General features: G+C 69.7%; 14 protein-coding genes. 4 read left to right on the forward strand and 10 right to left on the reverse strand.

Annotated features, from left to right (window positions below; all coding sequences use genetic code 11):
- Nucleotides 1-8: 8 nt before the first annotated feature.
- Nucleotides 9-1,451, reverse strand: a complete 1,443-nt coding sequence (locus F8M74_RS00170; RefSeq protein WP_228559237.1) for an ELWxxDGT repeat protein — start codon at nt 1,449-1,451, stop codon at nt 9-11.
- 232 nt (nt 1,452-1,683) lie between these two features.
- Between F8M74_RS00170 and F8M74_RS00175 the strand changes: the two genes are divergently transcribed.
- Nucleotides 1,684-3,606: a membrane dipeptidase gene (locus tag F8M74_RS00175; RefSeq protein WP_141252615.1), complete on the forward strand. Its 1,923-nt coding sequence runs from the start codon at nt 1,684-1,686 to the stop codon at nt 3,604-3,606.
- A 165-nt stretch (nt 3,607-3,771) separates the two neighbouring features.
- Nucleotides 3,772-4,587: a siderophore-interacting protein gene (locus F8M74_RS00180; RefSeq protein ID WP_141252614.1), complete on the forward strand. Its 816-nt coding sequence runs from the start codon at nt 3,772-3,774 to the stop codon at nt 4,585-4,587.
- On the opposite strand, the gene mxcL is transcribed toward F8M74_RS00180, so the two are convergent.
- The 8 genes from mxcL to F8M74_RS00220 form a co-directional block, all read right to left on the reverse strand.
- Nucleotides 4,584-5,858 (reverse strand): myxochelin B biosynthesis transaminase MxcL, encoded by a 1,275-nt coding sequence (mxcL, locus tag F8M74_RS00185; RefSeq protein ID WP_141252613.1) that lies wholly within the window; start codon nt 5,856-5,858, stop codon nt 4,584-4,586. The two genes, F8M74_RS00180 and mxcL, sit on opposite strands and share 4 nt — an antisense overlap.
- Before the next feature lie 38 nt (nt 5,859-5,896).
- Entirely contained in the window at nt 5,897-7,123 is a 1,227-nt protein-coding gene (gene mxcK / locus F8M74_RS00190; RefSeq protein ID WP_162294973.1) for a myxochelin export MFS transporter MxcK, read from the reverse strand.
- 16 nt (nt 7,124-7,139) lie between these two features.
- Nucleotides 7,140-8,492 carry a class II 3-deoxy-7-phosphoheptulonate synthase gene (locus tag F8M74_RS00195; RefSeq protein ID WP_141252611.1) on the reverse strand — a complete coding sequence of 451 codons (1,353 nt, stop codon included), beginning with the start codon at nt 8,490-8,492 and terminating at the stop codon, nt 7,140-7,142.
- Nucleotides 8,489-12,829 (reverse strand): myxochelin non-ribosomal peptide synthetase MxcG, encoded by a 4,341-nt coding sequence (mxcG, locus tag F8M74_RS00200; protein ID WP_141252610.1) that lies wholly within the window; start codon nt 12,827-12,829, stop codon nt 8,489-8,491. The genes F8M74_RS00195 and mxcG overlap by 4 nt, the downstream gene beginning before the upstream one ends.
- A 60-nt stretch (nt 12,830-12,889) precedes the next feature.
- Nucleotides 12,890-13,789: an isochorismatase family protein gene (locus F8M74_RS00205; RefSeq protein ID WP_141252609.1), complete on the reverse strand. Its 900-nt coding sequence runs from the start codon at nt 13,787-13,789 to the stop codon at nt 12,890-12,892.
- Between the two features lie 12 nt (nt 13,790-13,801).
- A complete protein-coding gene (locus F8M74_RS00210; RefSeq protein WP_141252608.1) occupies nt 13,802-15,448 on the reverse strand; it encodes a (2,3-dihydroxybenzoyl)adenylate synthase in 1,647 nt (548 codons plus the stop codon).
- A complete protein-coding gene (gene dhbC, locus F8M74_RS00215; protein WP_141252607.1) occupies nt 15,445-16,653 on the reverse strand; it encodes an isochorismate synthase DhbC in 1,209 nt (402 codons plus the stop codon). The genes F8M74_RS00210 and dhbC overlap by 4 nt, the downstream gene beginning before the upstream one ends.
- A 147-nt stretch (nt 16,654-16,800) precedes the next feature.
- Nucleotides 16,801-17,574, reverse strand: coding sequence for a 2,3-dihydro-2,3-dihydroxybenzoate dehydrogenase (locus tag F8M74_RS00220; RefSeq protein WP_141252606.1), 774 nt, complete (start codon nt 17,572-17,574; stop codon nt 16,801-16,803).
- 354 nt (nt 17,575-17,928) lie between these two features.
- On the opposite strand from F8M74_RS00220, the gene F8M74_RS00225 reads away from it, so the two are divergent.
- Both F8M74_RS00225 and F8M74_RS00230 read left to right on the forward strand, forming a co-directional pair.
- Nucleotides 17,929-20,316 carry an ABC transporter permease gene (locus F8M74_RS00225; protein WP_228559235.1) on the forward strand — a complete coding sequence of 796 codons (2,388 nt, stop codon included), beginning with the start codon at nt 17,929-17,931 and terminating at the stop codon, nt 20,314-20,316.
- 141 nt (nt 20,317-20,457) lie between these two features.
- Entirely contained in the window at nt 20,458-20,985 is a 528-nt protein-coding gene (locus F8M74_RS00230; protein WP_228559233.1) for a hypothetical protein, read from the forward strand.
- Between the two features lie 21 nt (nt 20,986-21,006).
- Here the strand turns inward: F8M74_RS00230 and F8M74_RS00235 are convergent, their stop codons facing one another.
- Nucleotides 21,007-23,487: an ABC transporter permease gene (locus tag F8M74_RS00235; RefSeq protein ID WP_141252604.1), complete on the reverse strand. Its 2,481-nt coding sequence runs from the start codon at nt 23,485-23,487 to the stop codon at nt 21,007-21,009.
- Nucleotides 23,488-23,786 lie beyond the last annotated feature (299 nt).

Here is a 23,786-nt window from a genome sequence, read left to right on the forward strand (position 1 = left end):
GTGCGGGCTCAGGGTTTCGTCTGAATGCACTCGTCGGCGGGGCGGAAGGGCAGGGCGTAGAGCTCTCGCCCGCTGGCTTCGTCCTCGGCGGTGAAGAACACGTCCCAGCCGGAGCGGATGAAGGCGCGTGGGGTTCGCGCTGTCCCCGCGTCGAGCTTCCGGGTGCTGGACACAGTGCCGTTGCTCACCCAGGGCTCCGCTCCATGCCCCATCGTCGCGCCGAAGAAGAGCCAACCCTGGATGGCAGTCACCTCGGTGGGGGATGCGCCCTCCGTCCCGGGCACCAGGTCCGCGAAGAGCTTCGTTCCTCTCGACGTGCCATCGCTCACCCACAGCTCGCGGCCGTGCTGGCCGTCATCCGCCGCGAAGTAGAGGTGCTCTCCAAGCACGGCCAGGAACGCCGGAGCCGAGCCCTCCGCTCCGGGCCGGAGGTCCTTCACCCGCCGCGTGCCGGACACCGTGCCGTCGCTGACCCACAGTTCCTCGCCCTCCGGCGTGTCCGAGCCCGCGCTGAAATAGAGCCGGCCCTGGAACGCCACCAGGTCGTGCGGGTACCGGCCCGGAAAGAAGCGCAGGCGGCGTGTGCCCTCCGCCGTGCCGTCCGTGACGTAGAGCGTGGCCTCGCCTTCGTCGGGGTCCACCAGGAAAAAGAGCCTTTCGCCCACGGACTTCATGCGGAAGATGACCGTGTCCTCGAAGACCTTGAGGAGGGGCGTGAAGGCCGCGCCGCCTTCGCTTCGCACGAGCCAGTTCTCTTCGTCCACGCTGATGACGAAGTAGAGCGAGCCGTCGTGAACGGCGAAGCGGCGAGGGAAGGAACTGTCCTCGCCTGGGACGAGGTCCGCGACCTCATGGGTGCCCGCGTCCGTGCCATCGCTGGTCCACAGCTCGTTGCCGTGCGCGCCACCCGGCGCGGCGGCGGAGAAGTAGAGCCGGCCCTGGTACGCGACCAACGTCTGCCCAGCTCCCAGGCCGGCGCCAATGGGAAGCACGCGCTTCATCAGGGACGTCCCTTCGGACGTGCCGTCGCTGGTCCACAGGGCGCGGCCATTCACCCCATCGTCCGCGATGAAGAAGAGCCGGTCTCCCACGCGTGTGAGGTCGGTGGGGTTGGAGCCCTCCGGTCCCGGCGCGATGTCCCGGAGCATCCGGGTTCCTTCGCCCTGCGTGCCGCTGCTCGTCCACAGCTCGGCGCCGTGTTGACCGTCATCCGCGGTGAAGAAGAGCAAGCCATCACCGTGGAGGCGTTCCTGGATCGCTGCCTCCTGGGGGCCGGGGTGGATGTCCGCGAGCCTGCGCACGCTGGTCCCACATGGCTCCCACATTCGGTGGTTCGCGGGCCGCCGCGCGGGCGCTTCATTGGATGACGGGAGCGTGTCGTCCACCGGTAGCGGCTCACAGGCCACCAGAAGGGTCAGTAGCACGGGGGTCGCACGCCACGACTTCGTCATCAGCAGCTCCGTGAGGTCGAGACCATCTTGGAGCGTAATTCTGTAGATGGTGGGGGCTTGCCCCACCTGCCCACGGGTCCTGAACGCCGTTTGTAGCGTGACGCTTCACACCGACACCCCGTGTGACACCCGTCTGTTTCACTTTCCAAGAAAAAGTTGTGAACATTGGAAAACAGGACACGCTCCTGGTACTTCGAGAGCACCTCCCCGCGGTACCGGAAAGGTGCACTGTATGCAGCGATGTATCGGAGCAGCCCCACGGCGTTTCCTGTCCCTCTCCCTCATGTCCGTCATGGCGCTGAGCCAGGGGTGCCAACCCACGGACGAAGACTTGCCTGTCGAGGAGTCCGCGACGGGCGAAGTCGCACAGTCCGTCTCGGTTCCTGGCTTCGCGGAGATGCACCACCACATGTTCGCCGAGGAGGCGTTCGGCGGTGGTTGGTTCCACGGCAAGCACAACGGCTCTCTGGTGAGCTGTGACGGTGGCTTGCCGGAGAGTGACCACGCGCGCGTTCGCATGGACCTGGGCTCCATGCTCAACGTGTGCCCCAACGCGGGCGGAATCAATCTGAGCGGCGTGCCGGTGCTGTCGCAGATGTTCGGGGTGGGCGGCGCGGTGGCGTCGGAAATCATCGGCGAGGTCGAAGGGACGGAGGGCGACACCGGTCTCCACCTGGGCCGGATGAGCGTGCCCACGCAGTGGCCGCGCTGGGACACCATCGCGCATCAGCAGGCCTGGGAGGGCTGGCTGCAGCAGGCGCATCAGGGTGGCATGTCCCTGGTCACCATCTCCCTGGTGAGCAACGAGTTCCTCTGCAGGGCGCTGCCGTACCAGAACATCAAGCGTCCATGTGACGAGATGGTGGACGTGGACGTGCAGCTGCAGATGGCGCGTGACTTTGACGCGCGCACGTCGTGGGCGGAGATCGCGCTATCGCCGGCGCACGCGCGGCAGATCATCGCCTCCGGCAAGCTGGCCATGGTGCTCTCCATCGAGTCGAGCAAGCTGTTCGGCACCAAGAACTGGCAGTCCGAGCTCAACCGCGTCTACTCGCTGGGCGTGCGCTCCATCCAGCCGGTGCACCAGCTGGACAACCGTTTCGGCGGCGCGGCGCCCCACAACGCCATCTTCCAGGTCTCGCAGTTCCTGGAGAACTGCCACGTGGACACCGACTGCGGCCTCACGGGCAACGGCTTCACGCTGGGCTTCGACGTGGACGCCAACTGCAAGAACACCAAGGGCCTGACGACCGAGGGCCGGGCGCTGGTCGCCGAGATGATGAACAAGGGCATGCTCGTCGACGTGGCGCACATGTCCGAGCGCTCCGTGGACGACACGTTCGCCATCGCCCAGAGCCGCAACTACTACCCCATGTACATCTCCCACGGTCATTTCCGTGAGGTGATGCACCCGGGGCTCGCCGCCAACGAGAAGACGACGCCCGCGTCCATCATCCGCTACCTGCGCCAGACGGGCGGCATGTTCGGCCTGCGCACCGCGCACGACGAGACGCGCGACTACACCCGCACGCCGGTCGCCAACAACTGCCAGGGCTCCACGCGCTCGCTGGCGCAGGCCTACGAGTTCGGCCGCCTGGGCCTCAAGGTGAACATGGGCTTCGGCGCGGACCTCAACGGCTTCATCCAGCAGACCCGCCCTCGGTTCGGCCCCCACGGCGCCTGCTCGGCCGGCTTCGCCGCGGAGGCGGCGTTCCAGGCCCAGCAGCAGCTCACCGCTGGCCCGCCGCCGCTGGGCACGGACTTCGACAACTACGGCCTGGCCCACGTGGGCCTGCTGCCGGACGTGGTGCGTGACCTGAAGCAGCTCGGCGTCAACACCACGGGCCTGGAGGGCTCGTCCGAGACGTTCATCCGGATGTGGGAGCGGGCCACCGGTACGCGCACCGGCATGGCGGACAGCGCGGCGAACATCGACACCAGCGGGGTGGCGGCCTACGTGCCGAAGGAGACCCGCGCGGCCCAGTATCCGACCAGCTCCACCTGCTCCAACGACAGCCACTGCGCCAGCACCCAGTACTGCGGCTGGGGGCTCAACGCCGGCAAGTGCCAGAACAAGAAGGCCAAGGGTGCCATCTGCGGCAGCGCCCGGGAGTGTCTGTCCAACAACTGCCGGTGGACCCTGACCTGCGGCTGAGGTCGCTTGCTGGCATGTGAGCAAGCCTTGTCATCCCACATGCCAGACGTCCCCGCGGCTGGCCGTTCGCTGAGCGGCGGCCACCGCGGGGCTCCTTCATTCGTTGCCCGCCTGGGGGCTTCATGGTATCGAAAATGATAGTCAATATCGATACCTGGAGCATTCGTGACGACGACGACTGAGCGTGTCTATCGGCGGGGACCGTTCCCCGTGAAGTTCCGTCTGTTGGAGGTGAAGCGGGTGACGCGGGTGACGCCGCAGATGGTCCGCATCACCCTGGCAGGAGAGGACCTGGAGGGCTTCTACAGCCCCGGCGCGGACGACCACGTGAAGCTGCTGTTCCCGGAGGAGGGCAAGCGCATGCCTGTCATCCCCACGGTGACGCCCACGGGGCTGGTGCTGAAGGAAGGCGAGCGCAAGCCGGACGCGCGTGACTACACGCCGCGGCGGTACGACGCCGCGGCGGGTGAGCTGGACATCGACTTCGTGGTGCACGGCACGGGGCCGGCGACGACGTGGGCGAGCAAGGCACAGGTCGGTGACCTGCTGGCCGTGGGTGGACCGCGCGGCTCCACGTTCGTGGCGCAGGACTTCAGCTGGTACCTGCTTGCGGGGGACCCGTCCGCGCTGCCCGCCATTGGCCGCATCCTGGAGGAGCTGCCGGAGGGGACGCGCGCCATCGTGTTCTGCGAGGTCCCGGACGCATCCGAGGAGCAGCAGTTCACCACCCGCGCCAACGCGACGGTGACGTGGCTGCACCGCAACGGCGTGGAGGCGGGGCACTCGGACGTGTTGCAGCAGGCCATCCGCGGGCTGGAGTTCCCCGAGGGGGACTACTTCGCCTGGGTGGCGGGTGAGGCGCACACCGTGCGCCCCATCAAGGACCACCTCATCAACGAGCGCGGCGCCAACAAGAGCTGGGTCCGGGTGACGGGCTATTGGAAGCGCGGCACCTCGGACCACCACGACGCGAAGGGCTAGGCCGCCGCCGGCTTCGCGAGGGAGCGGAGGACTTCGCCCGTCATCTCGATGGCGTAGTCAATCTGCTCCTCCGTGTGCGCCGTGCTGAGGAAGGTGACGTCGCGGCGCAGCAGGATGCCCCGGCGGGCCATTCCCGCCTGGAAGGGCTGCATCTGCTTCGCGTGCTCCGCCGGGTCCTTGGCGAACAGGAAGAAGGGAATCGCGTCGTAGCCAATCACGCGCAACGACGAGCCCGCGGCCTCCGCCTGGGCGTTGACGCCCTCGCGCAGCTTGCGGCCCAGGCGGGCCAGGTGCTGGATGTAGGCGCCATCCCGGTAGCCCTTCAGCACCGCCTCGCATACGTACAGCGACAGCAGTTCACCGCCGAAGGTGGTGGACACCTGGAGCTCGCTCAGGCGGCTCAGGTACTTCTCCGGCCCGGCGATGGCTGACAGCGGCATTCCCCCGGCGATGCTCTTGGACAGGGTGACGAAGTCCGCGCGGACGTCGAAGAACTCCTGGGCGCCGCCCACGGCGAGCCGGAAGCCGGTGACGACCTCGTCCAGGGCGAACAGGACGTTGTTCGCGGTGCAGGTGGCGCGCACCTGCTGCAAGAAGGCCGGGGTGAGGGGCCGGTTGTAGGGCACCGACAGCAGCACCAGGGCGAGCTCGCTGGCGTTCTTCTCGATGGTGGCCAGCAGGGCCGGCTCGTCCGGGGGCGTGAAGAGCGGCATCCGGAGGGTCAGCGCGGCCAGCGCGGACGGCACGCCCGGCGTGTCGAACATGAAGTGGTCGTGCCAGCCGTTGTAGCCGACGGTGATGATCTTCTGCTTGCCGGTGATGTGGCGCGCCAGGCGCACGGCGGCGGACGTGGCGTCCGCGCCCGTCTTGAAGAAGCGCGCCATCTCCGCGCCGGGGATGAGGTCCACCAGCGTCTGGGCGGCGGAGACCTCCACCGGCGTGGGCAGCGAGTGAAGGACACCTTCCTCCAGGTGCTCCCGGATGGCGTTCACCACGGCCGGGTCATTGTGGCCCAGCATGTTGGCGCCCAGGCCGCCGATGAAGTCGATGTACTCCTGGCCGTCCACGTCCTCCACCAGCGCGCCCTTGCCCTTGGCCAGGAACACGGGGAAGGCGCCGAGCGCGAACATCTCCGGGCGCTTCATCATGGACTGCGTGACGCCGGGGACCAGCCGCCGCGCCTCGGCGAGGAGCTGGTTGGAACGGTCGAGCTTCAGCTCGCCCTGGATGGGACGAGGCAGGGAAGGGTGCTTCTTGACGGGAGTGTCCATGGACGTTTCCTTCTGTGTGTCGAGACGGAGACTGCGATTCACCGAGGCGTGGGCGCCGCGCTGAGCGGGACGGCGCTACGGCCAAAGGTCCAGAGGATGAAGAGCGAGACGGTGGTGACGCCCACGGCGAGCCATCCGGCCAGCCCGAAGCCCACCAGCTCACCGACAGGCGTGGTGGCCAACATCAGGCCGCTGGCCCACGCCGCGAGCCCGGAGGCACCGTCACTGGCGGCCATGTTCATGGCCATGAACCGCCCGCGCAGCGGCGGCGGCACCTTCGCGGAGATCAACGCGATGGTGGGGATGGGCCGCGTGGACGTCAGGGACATGAAGAGGACGAAGGCGACCATCACCACCGGCAGCGGAGCGGCGGGAAGGTGCGTGAAGCCCAGGTGCGGCACCATGGTGCCCACCAGCAGCAGCCCGAGCACCCGGGCGGGGCCAATTCGGTCCACCCAGCGGCCCACCTGACGCGCCGCGAGCAGCGTGGCGGCGCCGCCAGCCAGATACACCCAGGGCAGGTCGGTCTGCTTCAGCCCGAGGTTCCCGACCATGAACGCGCTCAGATACGGAATCAGCAAGAAGCTGGAGAAGGCGACGCTGAACGTCAGCAGCCAGCCCAGAGCGAAGCCGGGCGTGAAGAGTGCCGTGACGGACGGCGCCTGACGCTCCGAGTCCGTGGTGACATGCGCATCCAGCCGCGGAAGCACGGCGAGCAGCCCGAACCACAGGAGCGCCCCAAGGATGCCAATGGCCCAGAAGGGCGCGCGCCAGCCGAGCATGTTGGCCATGCCCAGGCTCAGGGGAACACCCGCCACCGCGGACAACCCGAGCGATGACATCACCGTGCCAATGGCCTGGCCCCGGCGTTCACCGGGGATGGTGTCCGCGATGATGGACATGATGACCGCGCCCATGAGGCCCGCGCATCCTCCTGCGATGCTCCGGGCCACCAGCAGCCACGCGTGGCTCTGCGCCGCGCCGCAGGCCAGCGTGGCTGTGATGAACCCTCCCAGGATGACCAGCAACGTGCTTCTGCGGCCGAACCTGTCGACCCACGCGAGCCCCAGCACGCCCATGGCGGCGGAGGCCAACGTGTAGGAGGACACCAACGTTCCGAACTGCGCGGCTGACAGACTGAACAGCCGCATGAACTCCGGACCCAGCGGCAGGACGATCATGAAGTCCAGCAGGTGGGTGAACTGCACGCCCGCCAGCAGCAGGATGAGCAGACGCTCCTGCCGCGGTGAGAATGTGGCGGTCACGAAAGGCTCCAGCGATTCAGGCCGCACGGGCTTCGTGCGCGCGAAGGGACGGCATGGATTCGGCGACCAGGAAGGCCAGCTGAAGGGCCTGGTCCGCGTTGAGGCGCGGATCGCAGTGGGTGTGGTAGCGGCTGGAGAGGTCGTCTTCCGTCACGGGCTGGGGACCGCCCAGGCATTCGGTGACGTTCTGCCCGGTCATCTCCAGGTGCAGGCCCCCCGGGTGGACGCCTTCCGCGGCGGCCGCGTCCATGAAGCCACACACCTCCGTGAGGATGCGGTCGAAGGAGCGCGTCTTGTAGCCATTGCCGGCCTTGTGGGTGTTGCCATGCATCGGGTCGATGGACCAGATGACCGGGCGCCCGTCCCGGCGGGTGGCGGCCATGAGCCGGGGCAGCCTTTCCGCAACCAGGTCCGCGCCAAACCGCCCGATGAGGGTGATGCGGCCCGGAATGCCCTGGGGATTGAGGAGGTCCATCAGCCGGAGCACTTCGTCGGGCTCCATGGTGGGGCCACACTTGATGCCAATGGGGTTCTGGATGCCGCGCATGAACTCCACGTGGCCGCCGTCGAGCTGGCGGGTGCGCTCGCCAATCCACAGCATGTGCGCGGACGAGTCGTACCAGCCGCTGCCGTCGGGCTCGGCGCGCGTCATGGCCTCCTCCACGTTGAGGAGCAGGGCTTCGTGGCTGGTGAAGAAGTCAATGGCATTGGAGCTGCTGCGAGGCTCCGGGCTGAAACCCAGCGCCCGCATGAACGACAGGGATTCGAGGATGCGGTCCGCCAGCAAGCGGTTGATGCCGCCCTGGGGCCAGCGCTGGGGATCGGTGAGTTCCTCGTAGCCGCGCTGGGCGAAGGCTCGCACCAGGTTCAGCGTGGCGGAGGACTGGTGATAGGCCTTGAGCAGCCGACGCGGGTCTGGCGTTCGCGCCTGGGCGTCGAACTCCATGCCGTTGATGATGTCCCCGCGGTAGCTGGGCAGGGTGACGCCGCCCAGCGTCTCCATGGGGCTGGAGCGCGGCTTGGCGAACTGCCCGGCGATGCGGCCCACCTTCACCACCGGCCGGTTGCCGGCGAAGGTCAGCACCATGGCCATCTGCAACAGCAGCCGGTAGGTGTCCCGGATGTTGTCGGTGGTGAACTCCTTGAAGCTCTCCGCGCAGTCACCGCCTTGCAGCAAGATGGCCTTGCCTTCGGCGACCCTGGCGAGCCGGGCGGTGAGCCGGCGCGTCTCGTCCGCGAAGACGAGCGGAGGCAGGCGGGACAGCTCGGCCTCGGTCTGGGCCAGGGCCTGCGCGTCCGGATAGTCCTCCGGCATGTACTTGACGGGCTTGTGCCGCCAGGAGACTGGCGTCCAGGTGGGGTTCGTCACGGGAGTGCCGTTTCGGTTGGAAGGCGGGTTGCGGGCACGGGCGGCAGCAGGCCCCGCGCAATGCAGTAGTCGAGGTATCGGTACAGCAGCGCACGGTCCGTGGGCGGGCAGGTGATGCCCGTTCCCTCGAGCGCTTGATGGACCCGCTCACAGCGGATGGGTCCCAGGCCAAACGCGGGCACGTCCGTGCCCGAGCGCAGGTCGAAAAAGGCGAGCGTGGATTGGTTCTCACCGGTGCCGGCGCGCTCGGCCACGCGGTTGCGCCACTCACCCACGGAGCAGTGCTCCACGGGGTAGCCGTAGTCACGGACCCAGGCGAACAGCTCACGGAGCTTCACCTCGGGCGTGGGGCACAGGTTGAACACCGTGGGTGGGCGGGCGTCGCGCGCCATGCGGACGATGGCTCCCGCCACGTAGTCCACGGGCGTCCACACCTCGGCGACGTCGAGCTGGGGCAGCGCGCCCACGGGGATTCCCGCCAGCAGGATGCGCCACACCAGGTCCTGCGGGTTGACGATGGCGCTGTCGGGCGCGCCCACCACGCGGCCCAGCCGATACACGGCCACGGGAAGGCCGCGCGCTCCGGCCTGTTCGACGAGCCGCTCGGCGATCCACTTGCTCTGCTGGTAGCCGTCGCGCAGGCCCGGGTGCGCGGGCACGAAGGCCTCCGGGACGTCGGGGCTGAGGTCCGTCTGCGGCGCCACGGCCAGGGTGGAGACGTAGTGGAACGGCTTGGCGCGGACCGCGGCGGCCAGGCGCAGCAGCTCGCGGGTGCCGCGCACATTCACCGCCTGGAGGCTGCCGTATTCGCGCACCACGCTGACCACGGCGGCGTTGTGGATGACGGTGTCACACTCCGAGGCCAGCCCGTGGAAGCGCGCCTGGCTCAGGCCCAGCCAGGGCTGGGTGAGGTCCGAGGGCAGCGCCACCACTCGTTCCGTCAGGTGTTCGGGGGAGAGCTGCTGGGACGCCAGCGCGACCTGGATGCGCTCCAGGGCGTGCGCCTCGTCGCGAGCGCGGACCAGGCACACCACGCGCGCGTCCGTCTGGCGCAGGAGCTGGTGGAGCAGGTGCGCCCCGACGAAGCCGGTGGCTCCGGTGAGGACGACTTGACGCAGCCGCGGGGACTCGGCGGCCTCCACCGTGAGCTTGGGAACGACGTCCTCGGACAGCACGGCATCGGCGAGCATGCTCTCGGTGAGGCCCCCGGCGTCGGAGGCGCCGTCGCTGCCTTCCTCCAGTGCCTGGGCCAGTCCGGCCGCCGTCGGGTAGCGGAAGACGGTGGCGACGGGAATCTCGCGGCCCAGTTCGATGCCGAGCCGGTTGGCGACCTGGATGCTCTGGAGCGATTGGCCGCCCAGGTCGAAGAAGTCATCCTGCGCGGACGTCGTCGTCACGCCCAGCACCTCTTCCCAGACCTTCAGCACCACGCGCTCCAAGGCCGTGGTGCCCGCCGTCGTGGGGGTGGCCTCCTCGGTGGGCAGCAGGCGGCGCAGCTCGGCGCGGTCCAGCTTGCCGGTGCTGGTGCGTGGCAGCCGCTCCACGAAGACGAAGGTGCCGGGCACCATGGGGGCGGGCAGGCCGTCCAGCAGGTGCTGCCGCAGCTCCGCCACGGTGGGCGAGGGCTGCGTGGTGACGACGTGCGCGCACAGCCGGCGCGAGCCGCTGGGGAGCACCTGTCCGACGACGGCCGCCTCGCGCACGCCCGGGTGGCCGAGCAGCGCTGTTTCGACCTCGGACGGGTCGATGCGGTGGCCGCTGATCTTGAACTCGTCGTCGACGCGACCCACGAAGACAAGCTGGCCGTCCTCGCGCAGCCGGGCCTTGTCACCCGTGCGGTATGCGCGGGGGCTTCCCGGCAGGGCGTCGAGCGTGATGAAGCGCGTTGCCGTCAGCGCCTCGCGGCCCAGGTAGCCCCGGGCGAGCGCGCCGCCCAGCAGGTGGAGCTCGCCTTCCTCACCCGTGGGGACGATGCGGCCCTGTGCGTCGGCAATCACCGCGCGCACGCCGGGCAGGGGGCGGCCGATGGGCACGTCGTCCCCGGCGGGCGTCTCGTCGAGGCCACCGCTGAGCGTGGCGACGGTGGCCACCACGGTGGCCTCGGTGGGGCCGTAGGTGTTGAGCAGCCGGATCTGGGGACCGGCGGAGGCCCGCCAGCGGGCGACGCGCTCGGGCAGCGCGGCCTCACCGCCGATGATGACGGTGTGCAGCGAGGGCGGCAGCCGGGCCGCGCCCGTGGACACGCTGTAGGCCAGCTCGTGCCAGAAGGCCGTGGGCAGGTCCAGCAGGGTGATGCCATGGGTGGCGCAGGCTTCGAGCAGCCGGGGCACCGACTGGAGCATCTCATCCGTGCGCAGCACCAGCGTGGCGCCAGCGCACAGGGAGACGAAGATCTCCTCCACGCTGGCATCGAAGTGAAGCGGCGCGAACTGCAGCACCCGGTCCTCGGGCGTCACCTCGTAACGGAACGTCGCGCCCGCCACGAAGCGGGCCAGGGCGTCGTGGTCGATCTGCACGCCGTTGGGCTGGCCGGTGGAGCCGGAGGTGTAGATGACGTACGCCAGCGGCGCGCCCGGCTGGGTCGCCGTGGCCGGCAGCTCCGGGCCGGCGCGCCGGTGCACCGCGAGCTGCCCGGGGGCCTGCGGAGGCATGCCGGCTGTGAGGTCCTTCACGGCGCTGCTCACCGTCAGTCGCGGCGCAGCGTCATCCAGGATGGCCTTCGTCCGTGATTCGGGACCGAAGGGGTCCACGGGGAGGTATCCCGCGCCGGAGAAGAGGACACCCAGCGTGCCCACGATGGCGTCGATGCTCCGGGGCAGGGAGACGGCCACCAGCGTGTCGGGCCGCGCGCCGTCGGCCCGCAGCCGCTCCGCGAGCGCCTGTGCGGACTGGAGCAGCGCCGCGTAGGTGAGGCGGTGCTCGCCATGCTCCACGGCGATGGCATCCGGCCGCGCACGGGCCTGCTCCTTGAAGAGCTCCAGCACGAGCCGTTGCGGAATCGGCAGGGGCCCGCCATCCACGACGGAGGGCCGCGCGGGGGCAGGCGCCGCGCGCACGGGCTGCTCGGGCGAGGCCACCAGTGACTCCAACAACTGGAGGAAGCGACGCTGGTGGGCGTCCAGGACGTCGAGGCTGTAGCAGGCGGGGTTCGCGTCGAAGTCCACACGCAGTCCGCTGCCATCGGAGCGAGCGTACATGCCGATGGACAGATCCTCGACGGGGCCCGCGGAGAGGTTGTGGGCGAAGGCCGGCATCCCCGCGAAGCGCAGGGCGTAGTCGAACGGCATGATGTTGACCACGGGGCCGAAGAGCCGCCGCTGGCCGCCCACGCGCTTCAAGTCGCGGCGAAGCTGCTCGTAGCGGTAGCGCAGGTGCGGCCTCATGGCGCGCAACTCCGCCGCCACGTCACGGGCCATGGCGAACAAGCCGGCGTCCGGACGCACCGGGACGCGCAGCGGCACGATGTTCATGGCCATGCACGGCACGCGGATGGCGGCCGAGCCCAGGCGGGTCATCACCGGCAGACCCAGCACGACTTCGGGCGCACCGGTGTGTTGGTGCAGCCAGGCCGCCGTCGCCGCGAGCACCAGGTCCGGCCACGTGAGCCCGGCCTGCTTCGCGGCGGCCTGCATCCGCTCCAGGTCCGCGGGCGACAGGTGCCGCGTCTGGCGCACGAACCGCGGCGACATTTGTGCGGGCTCCGCGAGCGTCACTGGCGTAGGGCCGTGGGTGAAGCGCTCCACCCAGAAGGCGCGGTCCGCGGCGTGCTGCGCGCCACCCTGGTAAGCGGCGTCCTCATCGATGACTGCACGGAGGGAGCCGAACCCGTTCGTGGCGGGCTTGCCCGTCACCCGGGCCGTGTAGAGGTCCGCCACGCGGCGGGCCACCAGCGAGAAGCCGAAGCCGTCCAGCGCGATGTGGTGGGCCCGCTGGAACCAGAAGTAACGCTCCGGCGACGCCTTGAACAACGCCTCCGCGAACAGCGGGCCCTGGCCCAGGTCCACCGTGCGCGTCAGGTCCTCGTGCATCCAGGCTTGGGCCATGGCCCAGGGGTCGGGCGTGTGGCTGACGTCGGCGACGTGCAGCTGCCACGACGCGCGGGGCTGCATGAACTGCACGGGGCCGGAGGCGCCGGGGACGAAGCGCGCGTGGAGCGCCTCCGCCTCGTCGATGGCCTGACGCAATGCGGACTCGAAGTGCTCCACGACGAGCGGCCCGCGGATTTCGATGCACTCACCCGCGTTGTAGACGGCGCTCGTGAGGTCGAACTGCTGGCCGACCCAGATTCCATGCTGGGCCGCGGACAGCGGCCAACCTGCTTCGTGTGTTTCGCCCATCGCCAGGGACTCCCGTATGTTCATGCGTCAGGGGCGCGAGGTGACTCGCGCACCGCGGAGCTATGCGGCGTTCCGGGAAGCGGGCGTGTTGCCCAGGGAGAGCAGCGTGAACCAGTCGGCGAGCGTCGGCCGTTCGGCCAGCTCCACGAAGGTGGTCTCCGCGCCAGCGGCCCGCCACTTCTCCACCAGCGTCATCAGTCGGATGGAGTCCATTCCGCGCTCGAGCAGGTTGTCGTCGTCCCCCAGCGCCTCCGGCGACTCCTGGATCAGCTCCGCCACTTCCGCGCGCACCTGCTCGCGGGTGAGTGTGCTGGACGTGGAGATGGGGCCCAGCGCGTCGAGCACCTGCTGCGTGGTGGTGGTGACGGCGCACAGTTGGGCCGCGTAGCTCAACGCGAGCTGGTGGTGCGCCAGGGAGAAGTCACCCAGCGCGTCGGCGATGAGGAAGGGCCGCACGTCGCTCATGAAGGCGTCGCTGGCCGTCTGCAGGCAGCCGATGTGCGCGTAGATGCCGGAGATGAGGATCTGATCGCGGCCCAGCTTCTTCATCTGGTCCATCAGGTCCGTCTTGCGGAACGCGCTGTAGCGCCACTTGGTGAGCTGGATGTCGCTTTCGGCGGGCGTCAGCGCGTCGATGATGCGCTTCTGGTCCGGTCCTCCGTTGATGCCGCCGCCCCAGAAGTCCAGCAGCAGGCCGCGCTGCTCGGGCGTCTGGCCACCCGGTTGGGCCGAATACACGACGGGGATGCCCAGCGCCGTGCAGTGCTGGCGCAGCCGCTGGATGTTCGCGACCAGCTCCGTCACGGGCGACTGGCCCTTCGCGAAGGCGTCCACGAAGTAGCGCTGCATGTCGTGGATGAGCAGCACGGCGCGGCTCGGGTCCGGTGCCCAGGTGACCTTGTTCTTCGGCAGGTCGGCGGCGCCGGGCATGGGATAGGGAGCGATGGCGGGGAGCGCCATGGGGAGTTCCTTTCAGCGCGTCGCGCGCGAAACCGGAGTGGTGGAGGGAGCGCCTGCGAGCACGTCGCGCAGCGCCTTCTTGCTGACCTTGCCGACGCCCGTCTTGGGGAACGCCTCGACGAACTCGACCCGGTCGGGAATCTTGAAGGCGGCCAGGCCACGCTGGCGCAGGAATGTCGTGAGCACATTGGGCGCCGGCGGCGTGCCGCGCGCGATGACGAAGGCGCAGGTGCGCTCGCCGAGGAACGCGTCCGGAACGGCGACCACCGCGGCGTCGTGCACGTCGGGGTGGGCCAGCAGGTGGTTCTCCACCTCCTCGGCCGCGACCTTGTCTCCGCCTCGGTTGATCTGATCCTTGGCGCGGCCCTCCACCACCAGGTAGCCCTGGGGCGTGACGCGGACCACGTCACCGGTGTGATAGAAGCCGTCGTCGGTGAAGGCCTTCGCGTTGTGGGCCTCCGCCTTGTAGTAGCCGCGGATGGTGTACGGCCCGCGCGTCAGCAGTTGGCCTGTCTCGCCCGGCGCCACGTCTTCGCCGTCCTCGTCCACTACCCGGATCTCGTCGTCCAGGGAGATGGGCCGGCCCTGGGTGCTGACGATGACCTCCTCGGGGTCATCCAGGCGCGTGTAGTTGACCAGGCCCTCGGCCATGCCGAACACCTGCTGGAGCGTGCAGCCCAACGTGGGCTTCACGCGCTGGGCCGCCTCGGTGCTGAGGCGCGCACCTCCGACCTGGAGCACCCGCAGGCTGGCGAACTGGTGCCGGCGCGTCTTGGCCGCGTCCATCCAGACCATGGCCAGCGGCGGCACCACCGCGGTGATGGTGACGCGCTCGCGCTCGATGAGCGGGAACACCGTGTCTGGGCTGGGGTTGGGTGCCAGCACTGCCGTGCCGCCCGCGTAAAAGGTGCCCAGCACTCCCGGCGAGCTGAGCGGGAAGTTGTGCGCCGCGGGCAGCGCGCACAGGTACACGCTCGTCTCGTCGAGCTGGCAGATGTCCACGCTGCCGCGCAGGCTGTAGATGTAGTCGTCGTGCGTGCGTGGGATGAGCTTGGGTACGCCCGTGCTTCCGCCGGAGAGCTGGAAGAAGGCCACGTCGCTGGGCGCGGGCCCCGGCGGCAGCGCCGTGGGCGCGGCGTACAGGCTGCTCAGCGCCGTGAAGGGGCCCGCGTCACCGGCGACGATGACGTGCTTCAGCATCGGGCAGGTGCCGCGCACCTGCTCGGCCAGAGTTCGGTAGTCGAAGCCAGCCTGCTTGTCCGCGATGACGTAGGCCACCGCCTCCGTGAAGGCGCAGAAGTAGCCAATCTCCGACGCGCGGTGCGCGGGCAGCGCGAACACCGGCAGCGCGCCCAGGCGGAAGAGGGCGAAGATGACCTCGAAGAACTCGGCCACATTGGGCAACTGCACGACCACGCGGTCCCGGACCTGGATGCCCAAGGCATGGAAGCCGGCGGCCAGCTGGCTGACGCGGGCGTCCAGGTCGGCGTAGGTGAGCCGGCGCTCACCGGCCACCAGCGCGGTCCGCTCGCCGTGACGCTGGGCGCGCTCGTGGAGGAGCTGGCCGAACGTCTCGCCGCGCCAGTAGCCGGCCTCGCGGTAGCGGGCGGCGTAGGCCTCCGGCCAGGTGGGGCAGCCGGGGAGGACGGAGGACGTCATGACTGCACCCCGGCACCCTGGCCCAGGCCCATGGCATGGAGCATGGTGCGGAACTTGGCGTCGGTTTCCGCCAGCTCGGACTCGGGCGTGGAGCCCACCACGATGCCCGCGCCCGCGAAGAGACGCAGGGTGCGCTCACTGGCCTCCGCGCAGCGGATGGTCACCGCCCACTGTCCGTCACCCGTGGCGTCGCACCAGCCCACCGTGCCGGTGTAGTAGCCGCGCTCGAAGGGCTCGATGGAGCCAATCGCTTCGTGCGCCAGCCGCGTGGGGTAGCCGCACACCGCGGGTGTCGGGTGCATGGCCGCCGCCAGCGTCAGTGAGGAGATGGAGGGGTCGGCGAGCTCACCGGTGATGCGGCTGGACAGGTGCCACATGGTGGCGGTGTTCACGAGCGACGGACCGGCGGGCACATTCAGCGTTTGGCAGTACGGCCGCAGCGCCTCCGCGACGGCGTCGATGACTACCGCGTGCTCGTGCAGGTCCTTGGGCGACTTCAGCAGCGCGGCGGCGCGCTCCTGGTCCTCCAGCGGGTCCGCGCTACGGGCCGCGGAGCCGGCGAGGGGATTGGCGACCACCTGGAACCCGGAGCGGGACACGAGCAGCTCGGGGCTGGCGCCAATGAGCGTGCGAAGTCCCGCGCCGCTGGTTCCGTCCTGCTGGGGGAGGTCGGCGGCGAAGGTGTAGCCCGACGGGTTGCGCTGCGCGAGGTTGCGCAGCAGCTGCCGCAGGTCGATGGGGGCGGCGGCGTTGAGGTGCAGCGAACGCGACAGCACCACCTTCTGGAGCGGCCCGCTCTGCATCAGCTTCAGCGCCTGCGCGACGCCGTTCAGGTACGCGGCGGGCTCCGGCACTGGCTGGACGGTGTAGCTGGCGCTGAGCGGCCGCTGCACCGGAACGTCCTTGTCGAACACCAGCGGCCCGGCGCGCTGGAGCGTCAGCGGCACCACGAGCTGTGCGGGCACCGAGCCGTCGAAGGGCACCGCGCCCACCGCCACGGGGATGTCGTGGTCGGCCTGGCGCGCGTCATTCAGCACCGCCGTCACGCGCTCGGGGAGCCGCGCCAGGGAATCCGCGCCGCCCTGGTGCGGCACGGTGGCGAAGGTGCCGCGCGCCAACAACGTGCGGCGCGGCGTGGCGAAGAAGAACGAAGAGCCAGCCTCGTAGCTCTCGAGCAACTGCGCGGCGAGTGTCTGCGGTCCCATGGGGTGTTCCTGTTCCTTCGGCTCAGCGGGCGTCGTGCACAGGGCGCCACACGGCGGCGCCTTGGTGGTAAATGATGAATTGGATCCTAGTAATCATTATCAATATCGTGGCGGACGAGGGCCTGAGCGGGCTGCGCGAGGGCGGGGTCATGCATCGAGCGTCGCGCCCCCGTCGACGCGGAGGTCGTGCAGGGTGATGTGGCGTGCCGCGTCCGAGACGAGGAACCGCACCGCGTTGGCGATGTCCTCGGGGGTGGCGATGCGTTGCAGGGGGATGCCCAGGCGATAGGCCTCGGGCGAGCCGGCAATCACCGCCTGCGCGCCGGAGTCATCCGCCCAGAGCGCGCGCTGCATGGCGGTGTCCGTGGAGCCGGGGGACACGACGTTGCAGCGGATGCCGTGCGGGGCCAGTTCCAGGCCCAGGCACTTGGTGAACATGCTGGAGGCGGCCTTGGAGGCGGCGTATGCGGCCATCTGCGTGCGGGGCACGGCGGCGGCGTTGGAGCCCACGGTGACGATGACGCCGTTGCGCCGGGGCACCATGCGCCGGGCCACGGCGCGGGACACCTGGAACACGCCCAGCGTGTTGACGGAGAAGGTGAACGCCCAGTCCTCGTCGCTGTAGGACAGGATGGGGCCGGTGCGCAGGACGCCCGCCACGTTGGCCAACACCTCGATGGGGCCCAGCTCCCGCTCGATGCGCTCCACCACGGTGTCGACCGCGGCGACATCACTCACGCTGGCCGGGTAGGCCACCGCGTGTTGATTCTTCTGCCGGAGCTCGGCCACGAGGGCGCCCAGTCCGTCCGCGTTGGTGTCGACCGCGGCGATGAGGGCTTCGCCCGCCAGCGCACGCGCCACTGCCGCGCCAATACCTTGTGCGGCACCTGTGACGAGTGCCACCCGGGTGGGCGTTCCCATGTCCCTGCTCCTCCTTCTGGATGCCTGCGCCCGCTGATTGGGCTTGAAATTGGATAATGAGAATGATTTTCATTATCGAGGCGCCGCAGATATGTGCCACGCAGCGTCAGGGGTGTCAAGAAGGGAAGTAAGGGATTGCCGGTAACGCAATATTGCAATGGCCGCCCGGTCGGGCTGTCACGCATCGGGTTCCACCGCGGCGTCATGCTTCTCTTGGCCGCGTTGGAAGAGGTCCGGGCTCTTGTCCGATGATGGGATTTCGCGTGCCACAGGCGAACGCGAATCACGCCCCAGCCAGGGCCCTGTCAGGCGCGATGTTTGATGGCGTTGGAGTTGCAGCGGAGTCTGGCCTTCATGTCCCAGCTTCTTCAGGACGTTCGATTGTCCCTGCGTCGCATGCGGCGCGAGGCCGCCTTCACGCTGGTCATCATCACCACGCTCGCGCTGGCCATTGGCGCCACCACCGCCGTCTTCAGCGCGGTGTACCAGGTGCTGCTGCGGCCGTTGCCGTACCGGGCGCCGGAACAACTGGTGACGCTGTACCAGTCGACGCCCCAGCGCGAGCGGCTGGGCGTGTCGCTGCAGTCACTCCAGGCCTGGCGCGAGCGTGCGTTTGCGTTCCAGGGGCTGGAGGGGCTGTCGATCCGCGACATCACCCTGGCGGGTGACGGCGAGCTGGAGCGGGTGCGCGCGGGGCGGGCAACGGCAGGCCTGTTCTCGCTCCTGGGTGTGCGGCCGTTGCTGGGGCAGGACTTCCGCGCGGATAGGGACGCCAATGGCCTGCTCCTGTCGCATGCGCTGTGGCAGCGGCGCTTCGGTGGTCGCCCGGACGTGGTGGGACAGACGTTGATGGTGGATGACCAGCTCCACACGGTGGTGGGAGTGTTACCCGCGGGCTTCCGCTTCGCACCGGACGTGGAGGCGTGGAAGCCGTTGGTCCTGGCCGCGGATGAGTCGGCTGGAGGGGTGTGGCTGCGCGTGGTGGGGCGCCTGCGCGAAGGCGTGTCCGCGGAGCAGGCACGCACGGAGATGACGGCACTGGGCGCCGCGCTGGTGCGCGAGCCGGGCTTCACGGAGGAGCCCGCTGGGGTGCGGCTGGTGCCATTGCACACGCAGGTGGTGGAGGGCTCCCAGGAGCGGCTGTGGCTCCTTGCCGGCGTAGTGGCGTTGGTGCTGCTGGTGGCCTGCGCCAACGTGGCCAACCTGTTGCTGGCCCGGGCTTCCGCGCGGGAGCGCGAGGTGTCGGTTCGAGCCGCCCTGGGCGCGGGCCGAGGGCGGCTGGTGCGGCAGTTCCTGGTGGAGAGCGGGATGCTGGCGCTCGTGGGAGGCGCCGCTGGGCTGGTCCTGGCGATGTGGGGCATGGATCTGCTGCGCGCCCTCATGCCGCCTCAGTTCGTGGATGCCGAGGCTCTCCGCCTGCAGCCGCATGTCCTGGGCATCGCGCTGGTTCTCTCGGTGGTGACCAGCCTGCTCTTCGGCCTGGTCCCCGCGCTGCGGGTGTCGCGCGCGGACGCGCGAGGCGCGCTGGGCGGGCTGCGAGGCGGCGCAGGGGCCACGCGGGGCGAAGGCGGGCGCGTGGTGCTGGTGGTCGCGCAGGTGGCCCTGGCACTGATTCCGCTGGTGGGTGCGGGCCTGATGCTTCGCACCGTCCATGCCTTGAGCTCGGTGCCGCTGGGCTTCAAGCCCGAGGGCGTCACGGTGGTGGACCTCTCCCTGCCGTCGGCGAAGTACCGGGATGAGGCCGTCCAACGGGCCCTCTTCTCCAGCGTGTTGGAGCGGGTGCGCGCGCTTCCAGGCGTGACGTCCGCGGGCATGTCCAGCACGGTGCCCCTGTGGGGACGCAATGGCCTGGCTCCGGTGCTGCTGCCGGGCGAGCCGGCATCACAGGCGGACTCCCGGGAGTTGGTCCACTTCCGCACCGCCAGCGACGGTTACTTCAACACCCTGGGCATCCCGCTGAAGGAAGGGCGCACTATCGAAGCCTGGGATGGGCCGGGCACCGCGCCGGTGGTCGTGGTGAACGAGACGTTCGCCCGGCGCTACTTCCCCGGTCGGAGCGCGGTGGGACAGCGCGTGCAACTGGTGCTCGACGGTGAGGCCTTCCGCGAAATCGTGGGCGTGGTGGGGGACGTCCAGCACAACAGCCTGGATGCGCCCCCGGCCAGCGAGGCCTTCGTCCCCATGGGACAGCTCTGGGGACTGCACATGCTGCTCACCGTGCGTGCCGCGCAGGACGCTGTCGCGCTGGCCCCGGTGCTGCGCGAGCAGCTGCGCGCCGTGGCCCCCGAGCTCCCGAGAGCCCCCGTGCGCTCGCTGGAATCGGTCGTGGACGCCAGCCTGGGCCACACGAAGGTGCTGAGTTCGCTACTGGTGGCCCTGGCGGTGCTGGGGCTGGTGCTCGCGGGCGTGGGGCTCTACGGCGTGTTGTCCTATTCGGTCAGTCAGCGGACGCGCGAGCTGGGCATCCGTATGGCATTGGGCGCGACCGGGCAACATCTGGTGTGGCGCGTGGTGGGGCAGGGGCTTCGGATGGCCGTGGCCGGCGTCCTCATGGGGCTTGTCGGCGCCGCCGTGTTCGCGCGCAGCCTGTCCAGTGTCCTGTATGGCGTGAGCACGTTCGACGTCGTCACCTTCGCGGCCGTGCCCGCGCTGCTCGCCGCAGTGGCGTTGCTGGCCAGTTGGCTGCCCGCGCGCCGCGTCACCCGCGTGCCGCTGCACGAGGCGCTGCGCTCGGACGACTGAGGAAGTCTCCGGGACGGTCGATGCACGCTATCGGCGATTCGCGAGCTGGCTTAGGACTCGGGACAACCTGGCTGGAGGTGCCGCGCGATTATGAAGGTGAGTCCCATCGGAAAGCCCGTGCCGGGAAACCGTGGTGCCCTGGTGGCAGTCTTGCAACGGGACCTGTCGGGCACCCTCCGGCTGGGGGCCGTCTTCGGTGTCCTCGGGCTGGTGGGGGGCCTGGCTGGCTGGACGTCCATGGAGCAACTGATTGACGCCGGGCGTCGTGAGTTGGCGTATCGCGTGTTGCTCGTCTTCTTGGGGGTGGCCGGCATCATCGGTGGGCTGCTGTGCTGGTGGCTCGCGCCCCGCAAAACGCGCAGGCTCGTGCGAAGCGTGGAGTCGGACGAGCGGACCCCGATGCTGATGTCGGTGGAGCGCAAGGTATTCGGGAGTGGAAGCGACGAAGTCGTCCACTTCGTGGCGACGCTGTACAGCCTGAGCGCCCATCAGCTGGTGTTGAGGGACGTGCGCCTGCGGCACGGGAACAATTGCCTGGAGTATCCCTACGACGAAGGTGTCTCCAAGGTGCCGGTGGATGTCTATGGAAGGCCTGGCGAAGGGCCGGTGGTCATCGATGCGGGCTGGGGATTCCTGCTCCCCTCCAACCGGACCTATCCGTGGTTCTAGTAGCCCACGGGTCCGCCTGCCTCAGTCGTACTTGAGCGCGATGATGGGGTCCACGCGCGAGGCACGCAACGCGGGCACCCAGGTGGCCACCAGTCCCACGCCCAGCAGCACCAGCGGCGCGGCGACGAAGGACAGCGGGTCCAGGGCGCTGACGCCGTGGACGAAGCCGGACACCACCCGCGTCAGCGCCAGCGCACCCGCGCACCCCAGCACCACCCCGCCCGCCACCGAGCCCAGGCCCTGTCGGAGCACCAGCCTCACCACCTCGCCCCGCGTAGCGCCGAGCGCCAGTCTCACGCCCATCTCCCGCGTCCGCTGGCTCACCAGATAGGACAACACGCCGTAGATGCCCACTGCGGCCAGCGCGAGCGCCAGCGCCGCCATCATCCCCAGCAACATCATGTTGAAGCGCTCGGAGCCGAGCGAGCGCGCGACGTGGTTCTCCAGCTTCAGCGTCTCCATCACCGGTTGCTGCGCGTCCACCGCCCACACCTCGCGCTGGACGGCCGTTACGACGTCTGCGTGGCCGCCCCTGGCGCGCACCAGCAGGTTCTGCGGAATCATCCGCACGATCATCGACGCGACGCCCTGCGACATCTGTCCCGGCGCCAGGTACAGCACCGGGGGAGGCTCGTCATTCAGGCCGTCCTCGCGCACGTCCTGCACCACGCCCACCACGACGCGGGGCACCACGTCCCGGAGGGACGGCACCGAATGCGCCACCCGGATGCGCTGGCCGAGGGGGTCCTCGCCCGGCCAGAACCTGCGCGCCGCCGTCTCGTTGATGACCACCACCGGCTCCGAGCCCGCCACGTCGTTCTCCGCCAGCAGCCGCCCGCGGACGAGGCCGATGCGCATCACACCGAAGTAGTCCGGCGTCACCGGGCGGTACTGCCCCCAGCCCGCGCCGGGGCCGTTGTCATCCCCCGTGTACTTGCCCTCGATGGAGAACGACATGCTGGGGCCCCTGTCCATGGGCAGCGACGTGGCGAACCCGACCGCCTCCACGCCAGGCAACGCCCGCACGCGCTCCTCCACCTGCGTCTCGAAGCGCTCCAGTGCCTGCAACGTGCCGTAGCGTCCCTCCGGGAGCGACAGCCGCAGCACGTGGACGCCGTGCGGGTCGAAGCCCGGCTGTACGCTCTGAAGCGCGGAGAACCCGCGGATGAGCAGCGCCGCGCCCACCAGCAACATCACCGCCAACGCCACCTGACCCACCACCAGGAACGCGCGCGTGCGCCCACCCCCCGGGCCCAGGGTCGCCCGCTGTCCGCCCTCGCGGAGCGCCATCTGGAGGTCCGTGCGCGACGCTTGCCACGCGGGCAACAGTCCGAACAACAGGCCCGTGAGAAGCGACGCGGCCAGCGTGAAGCCCAACACCGTGCCATCGATGCCCACCTGCGCGCCCGCGAGCCCTCCGTCCCCGGGCAGCAGAGCCGAGGTGTCCGGCGCCAGCGATAACAACCCGGGCAACACCGCCACTGCCAACAGCACCCCGAGCCCTCCGCCGGCCACGGAGAGCAAGAGGCTCTCCGTGAGCATCTGCCGCGCGAGCCGCCCCGGCGCCGCGCCCAACGCCGCGCGCACCACCAGTTCGCGGTTGCGCGCCGCCGCCCGCGCGAGCTGGAGGTTTGCCAGGTTGACACATGCGATGAGCAACACCAGGCTCACCGCGCCCATCAGCACCCAGAGCGCCAACCGCGTGTCGCCCGCGAGGAACGCCCGCAGGTCCACCGGGGCGAACTCCTGGCCCTCATCAAGCAGGCCCGGGTTCTCCGCGCGCACGCGTCCCCCTAATGTCTCCAGCGCCGCCGCCGCGCCGTCGGTCGAGACGCCCGGGCGCAGCCTGCCGGTGACGAAGAGGAAGTGGGAGCTGGTCCGGTCCGTGAGGTCGAGTTGGAGCGGCGTCCACAGGTGCACGCCCGTGGGGTACGCGAACGACGCGGGCGCCACGCCCACCACCGTATAGGGCTCGTCGTTGAGGACGATGGAGCGGCCCACCACGTCCGGCGCGCCGCCGAAGCGCCGCCGCCACAGGCTCTCGCTGAGGACGACCACGCGAGGCCCGCCCACCACATCCTCCTCCGGCAGGAAGCCGCGTCCTAGCCTCGGCCTCACTCCGAAGGTCTCGAAGAAGCCCTCCGTCACGCGCATGCCCGGCAATCGCTCCGGCATGCCGTCGCCCACGGCGCTAAAGCCCGAAGGCAGCACCTCGTAGGCCGCGACGCGCGAGAAGGGCGACCCCTCCGCGGACATCCACACGTATCCAGCGATGGACTGCGACGCGGACCGCCCGTGGTCCTTGGTGACTCGCACCACCTGCATCAACCGGTCTGGCTCCGGGTACGGCAGCGGCCGCAGCAGCACCCCGTTCACCACGCTGAAGATGGCCGTGTTCGCCCCGATGGCCAGGGCGAGCGTCAGGAGACAGACCAGCGTGAACCCACGACTCTTCAGCAAGAGCCGGAGAGAGAAGCGGACATCCTCGATAAGGGCGGACACGGGGGGACCTCGGGGGCGTGTGTTCGCCCTACGGCGCACGATGAGGGCCATTGCACTGGCGGACGCGGAGCCGGTCGTCGGAACGCCGCTGTTCTGCTTCGGGTACCCCACGCAGCTCCCGTTCAAGTACAGCACCGGGTGGAGCAGCGACATCTCCGACTCAGGGTACTTCCGGGGGCATGGTGGACAAGCGCCTCCCGCGCAAGGGGTAGCGGCCGGAAGGGCCGTCGCAACACGTCACAGGCAGGACCTCTCAGGTTTCATCAGTGCTGAAATGAAACGGGGCCCGACGCGAATGC

Origin of the sequence: Myxococcus sp. CA023 (genome assembly GCF_010998615.1) — a bacterium.
Lineage (GTDB): Bacteria > Myxococcota > Myxococcia > Myxococcales > Myxococcaceae > Myxococcus.

Bases quoted from the DNA above. Each gene is read 5' to 3' on its own strand.
- F8M74_RS00170 (WP_228559237.1), bottom strand. From the start codon at position 1,451: ATGACGAAGTCGTGGCGTGCGACCCCCGTGCTACTGACCCTTCTGGTG.
- F8M74_RS00175 (WP_141252615.1), top strand. From the start codon at position 1,684: ATGCAGCGATGTATCGGAGCAGCCCCACGGCGTTTCCTGTCCCTCTCC.
- mxcL (WP_141252613.1), bottom strand. From the start codon at position 5,858: ATGGACACTCCCGTCAAGAAGCACCCTTCCCTGCCTCGTCCCATCCAG.
- mxcG (WP_141252610.1), bottom strand. From the start codon at position 12,829: ATGGGCGAAACACACGAAGCAGGTTGGCCGCTGTCCGCGGCCCAGCAT.
- F8M74_RS00205 (WP_141252609.1), bottom strand. From the start codon at position 13,789: ATGGCGCTCCCCGCCATCGCTCCCTATCCCATGCCCGGCGCCGCCGAC.
- F8M74_RS00210 (WP_141252608.1), bottom strand. From the start codon at position 15,448: ATGACGTCCTCCGTCCTCCCCGGCTGCCCCACCTGGCCGGAGGCCTAC.
- dhbC (WP_141252607.1), bottom strand. From the start codon at position 16,653: ATGGGACCGCAGACACTCGCCGCGCAGTTGCTCGAGAGCTACGAGGCT.
- F8M74_RS00220 (WP_141252606.1), bottom strand. From the start codon at position 17,574: ATGGGAACGCCCACCCGGGTGGCACTCGTCACAGGTGCCGCACAAGGT.
- F8M74_RS00225 (WP_228559235.1), top strand. From the start codon at position 17,929: ATGTCCCAGCTTCTTCAGGACGTTCGATTGTCCCTGCGTCGCATGCGG.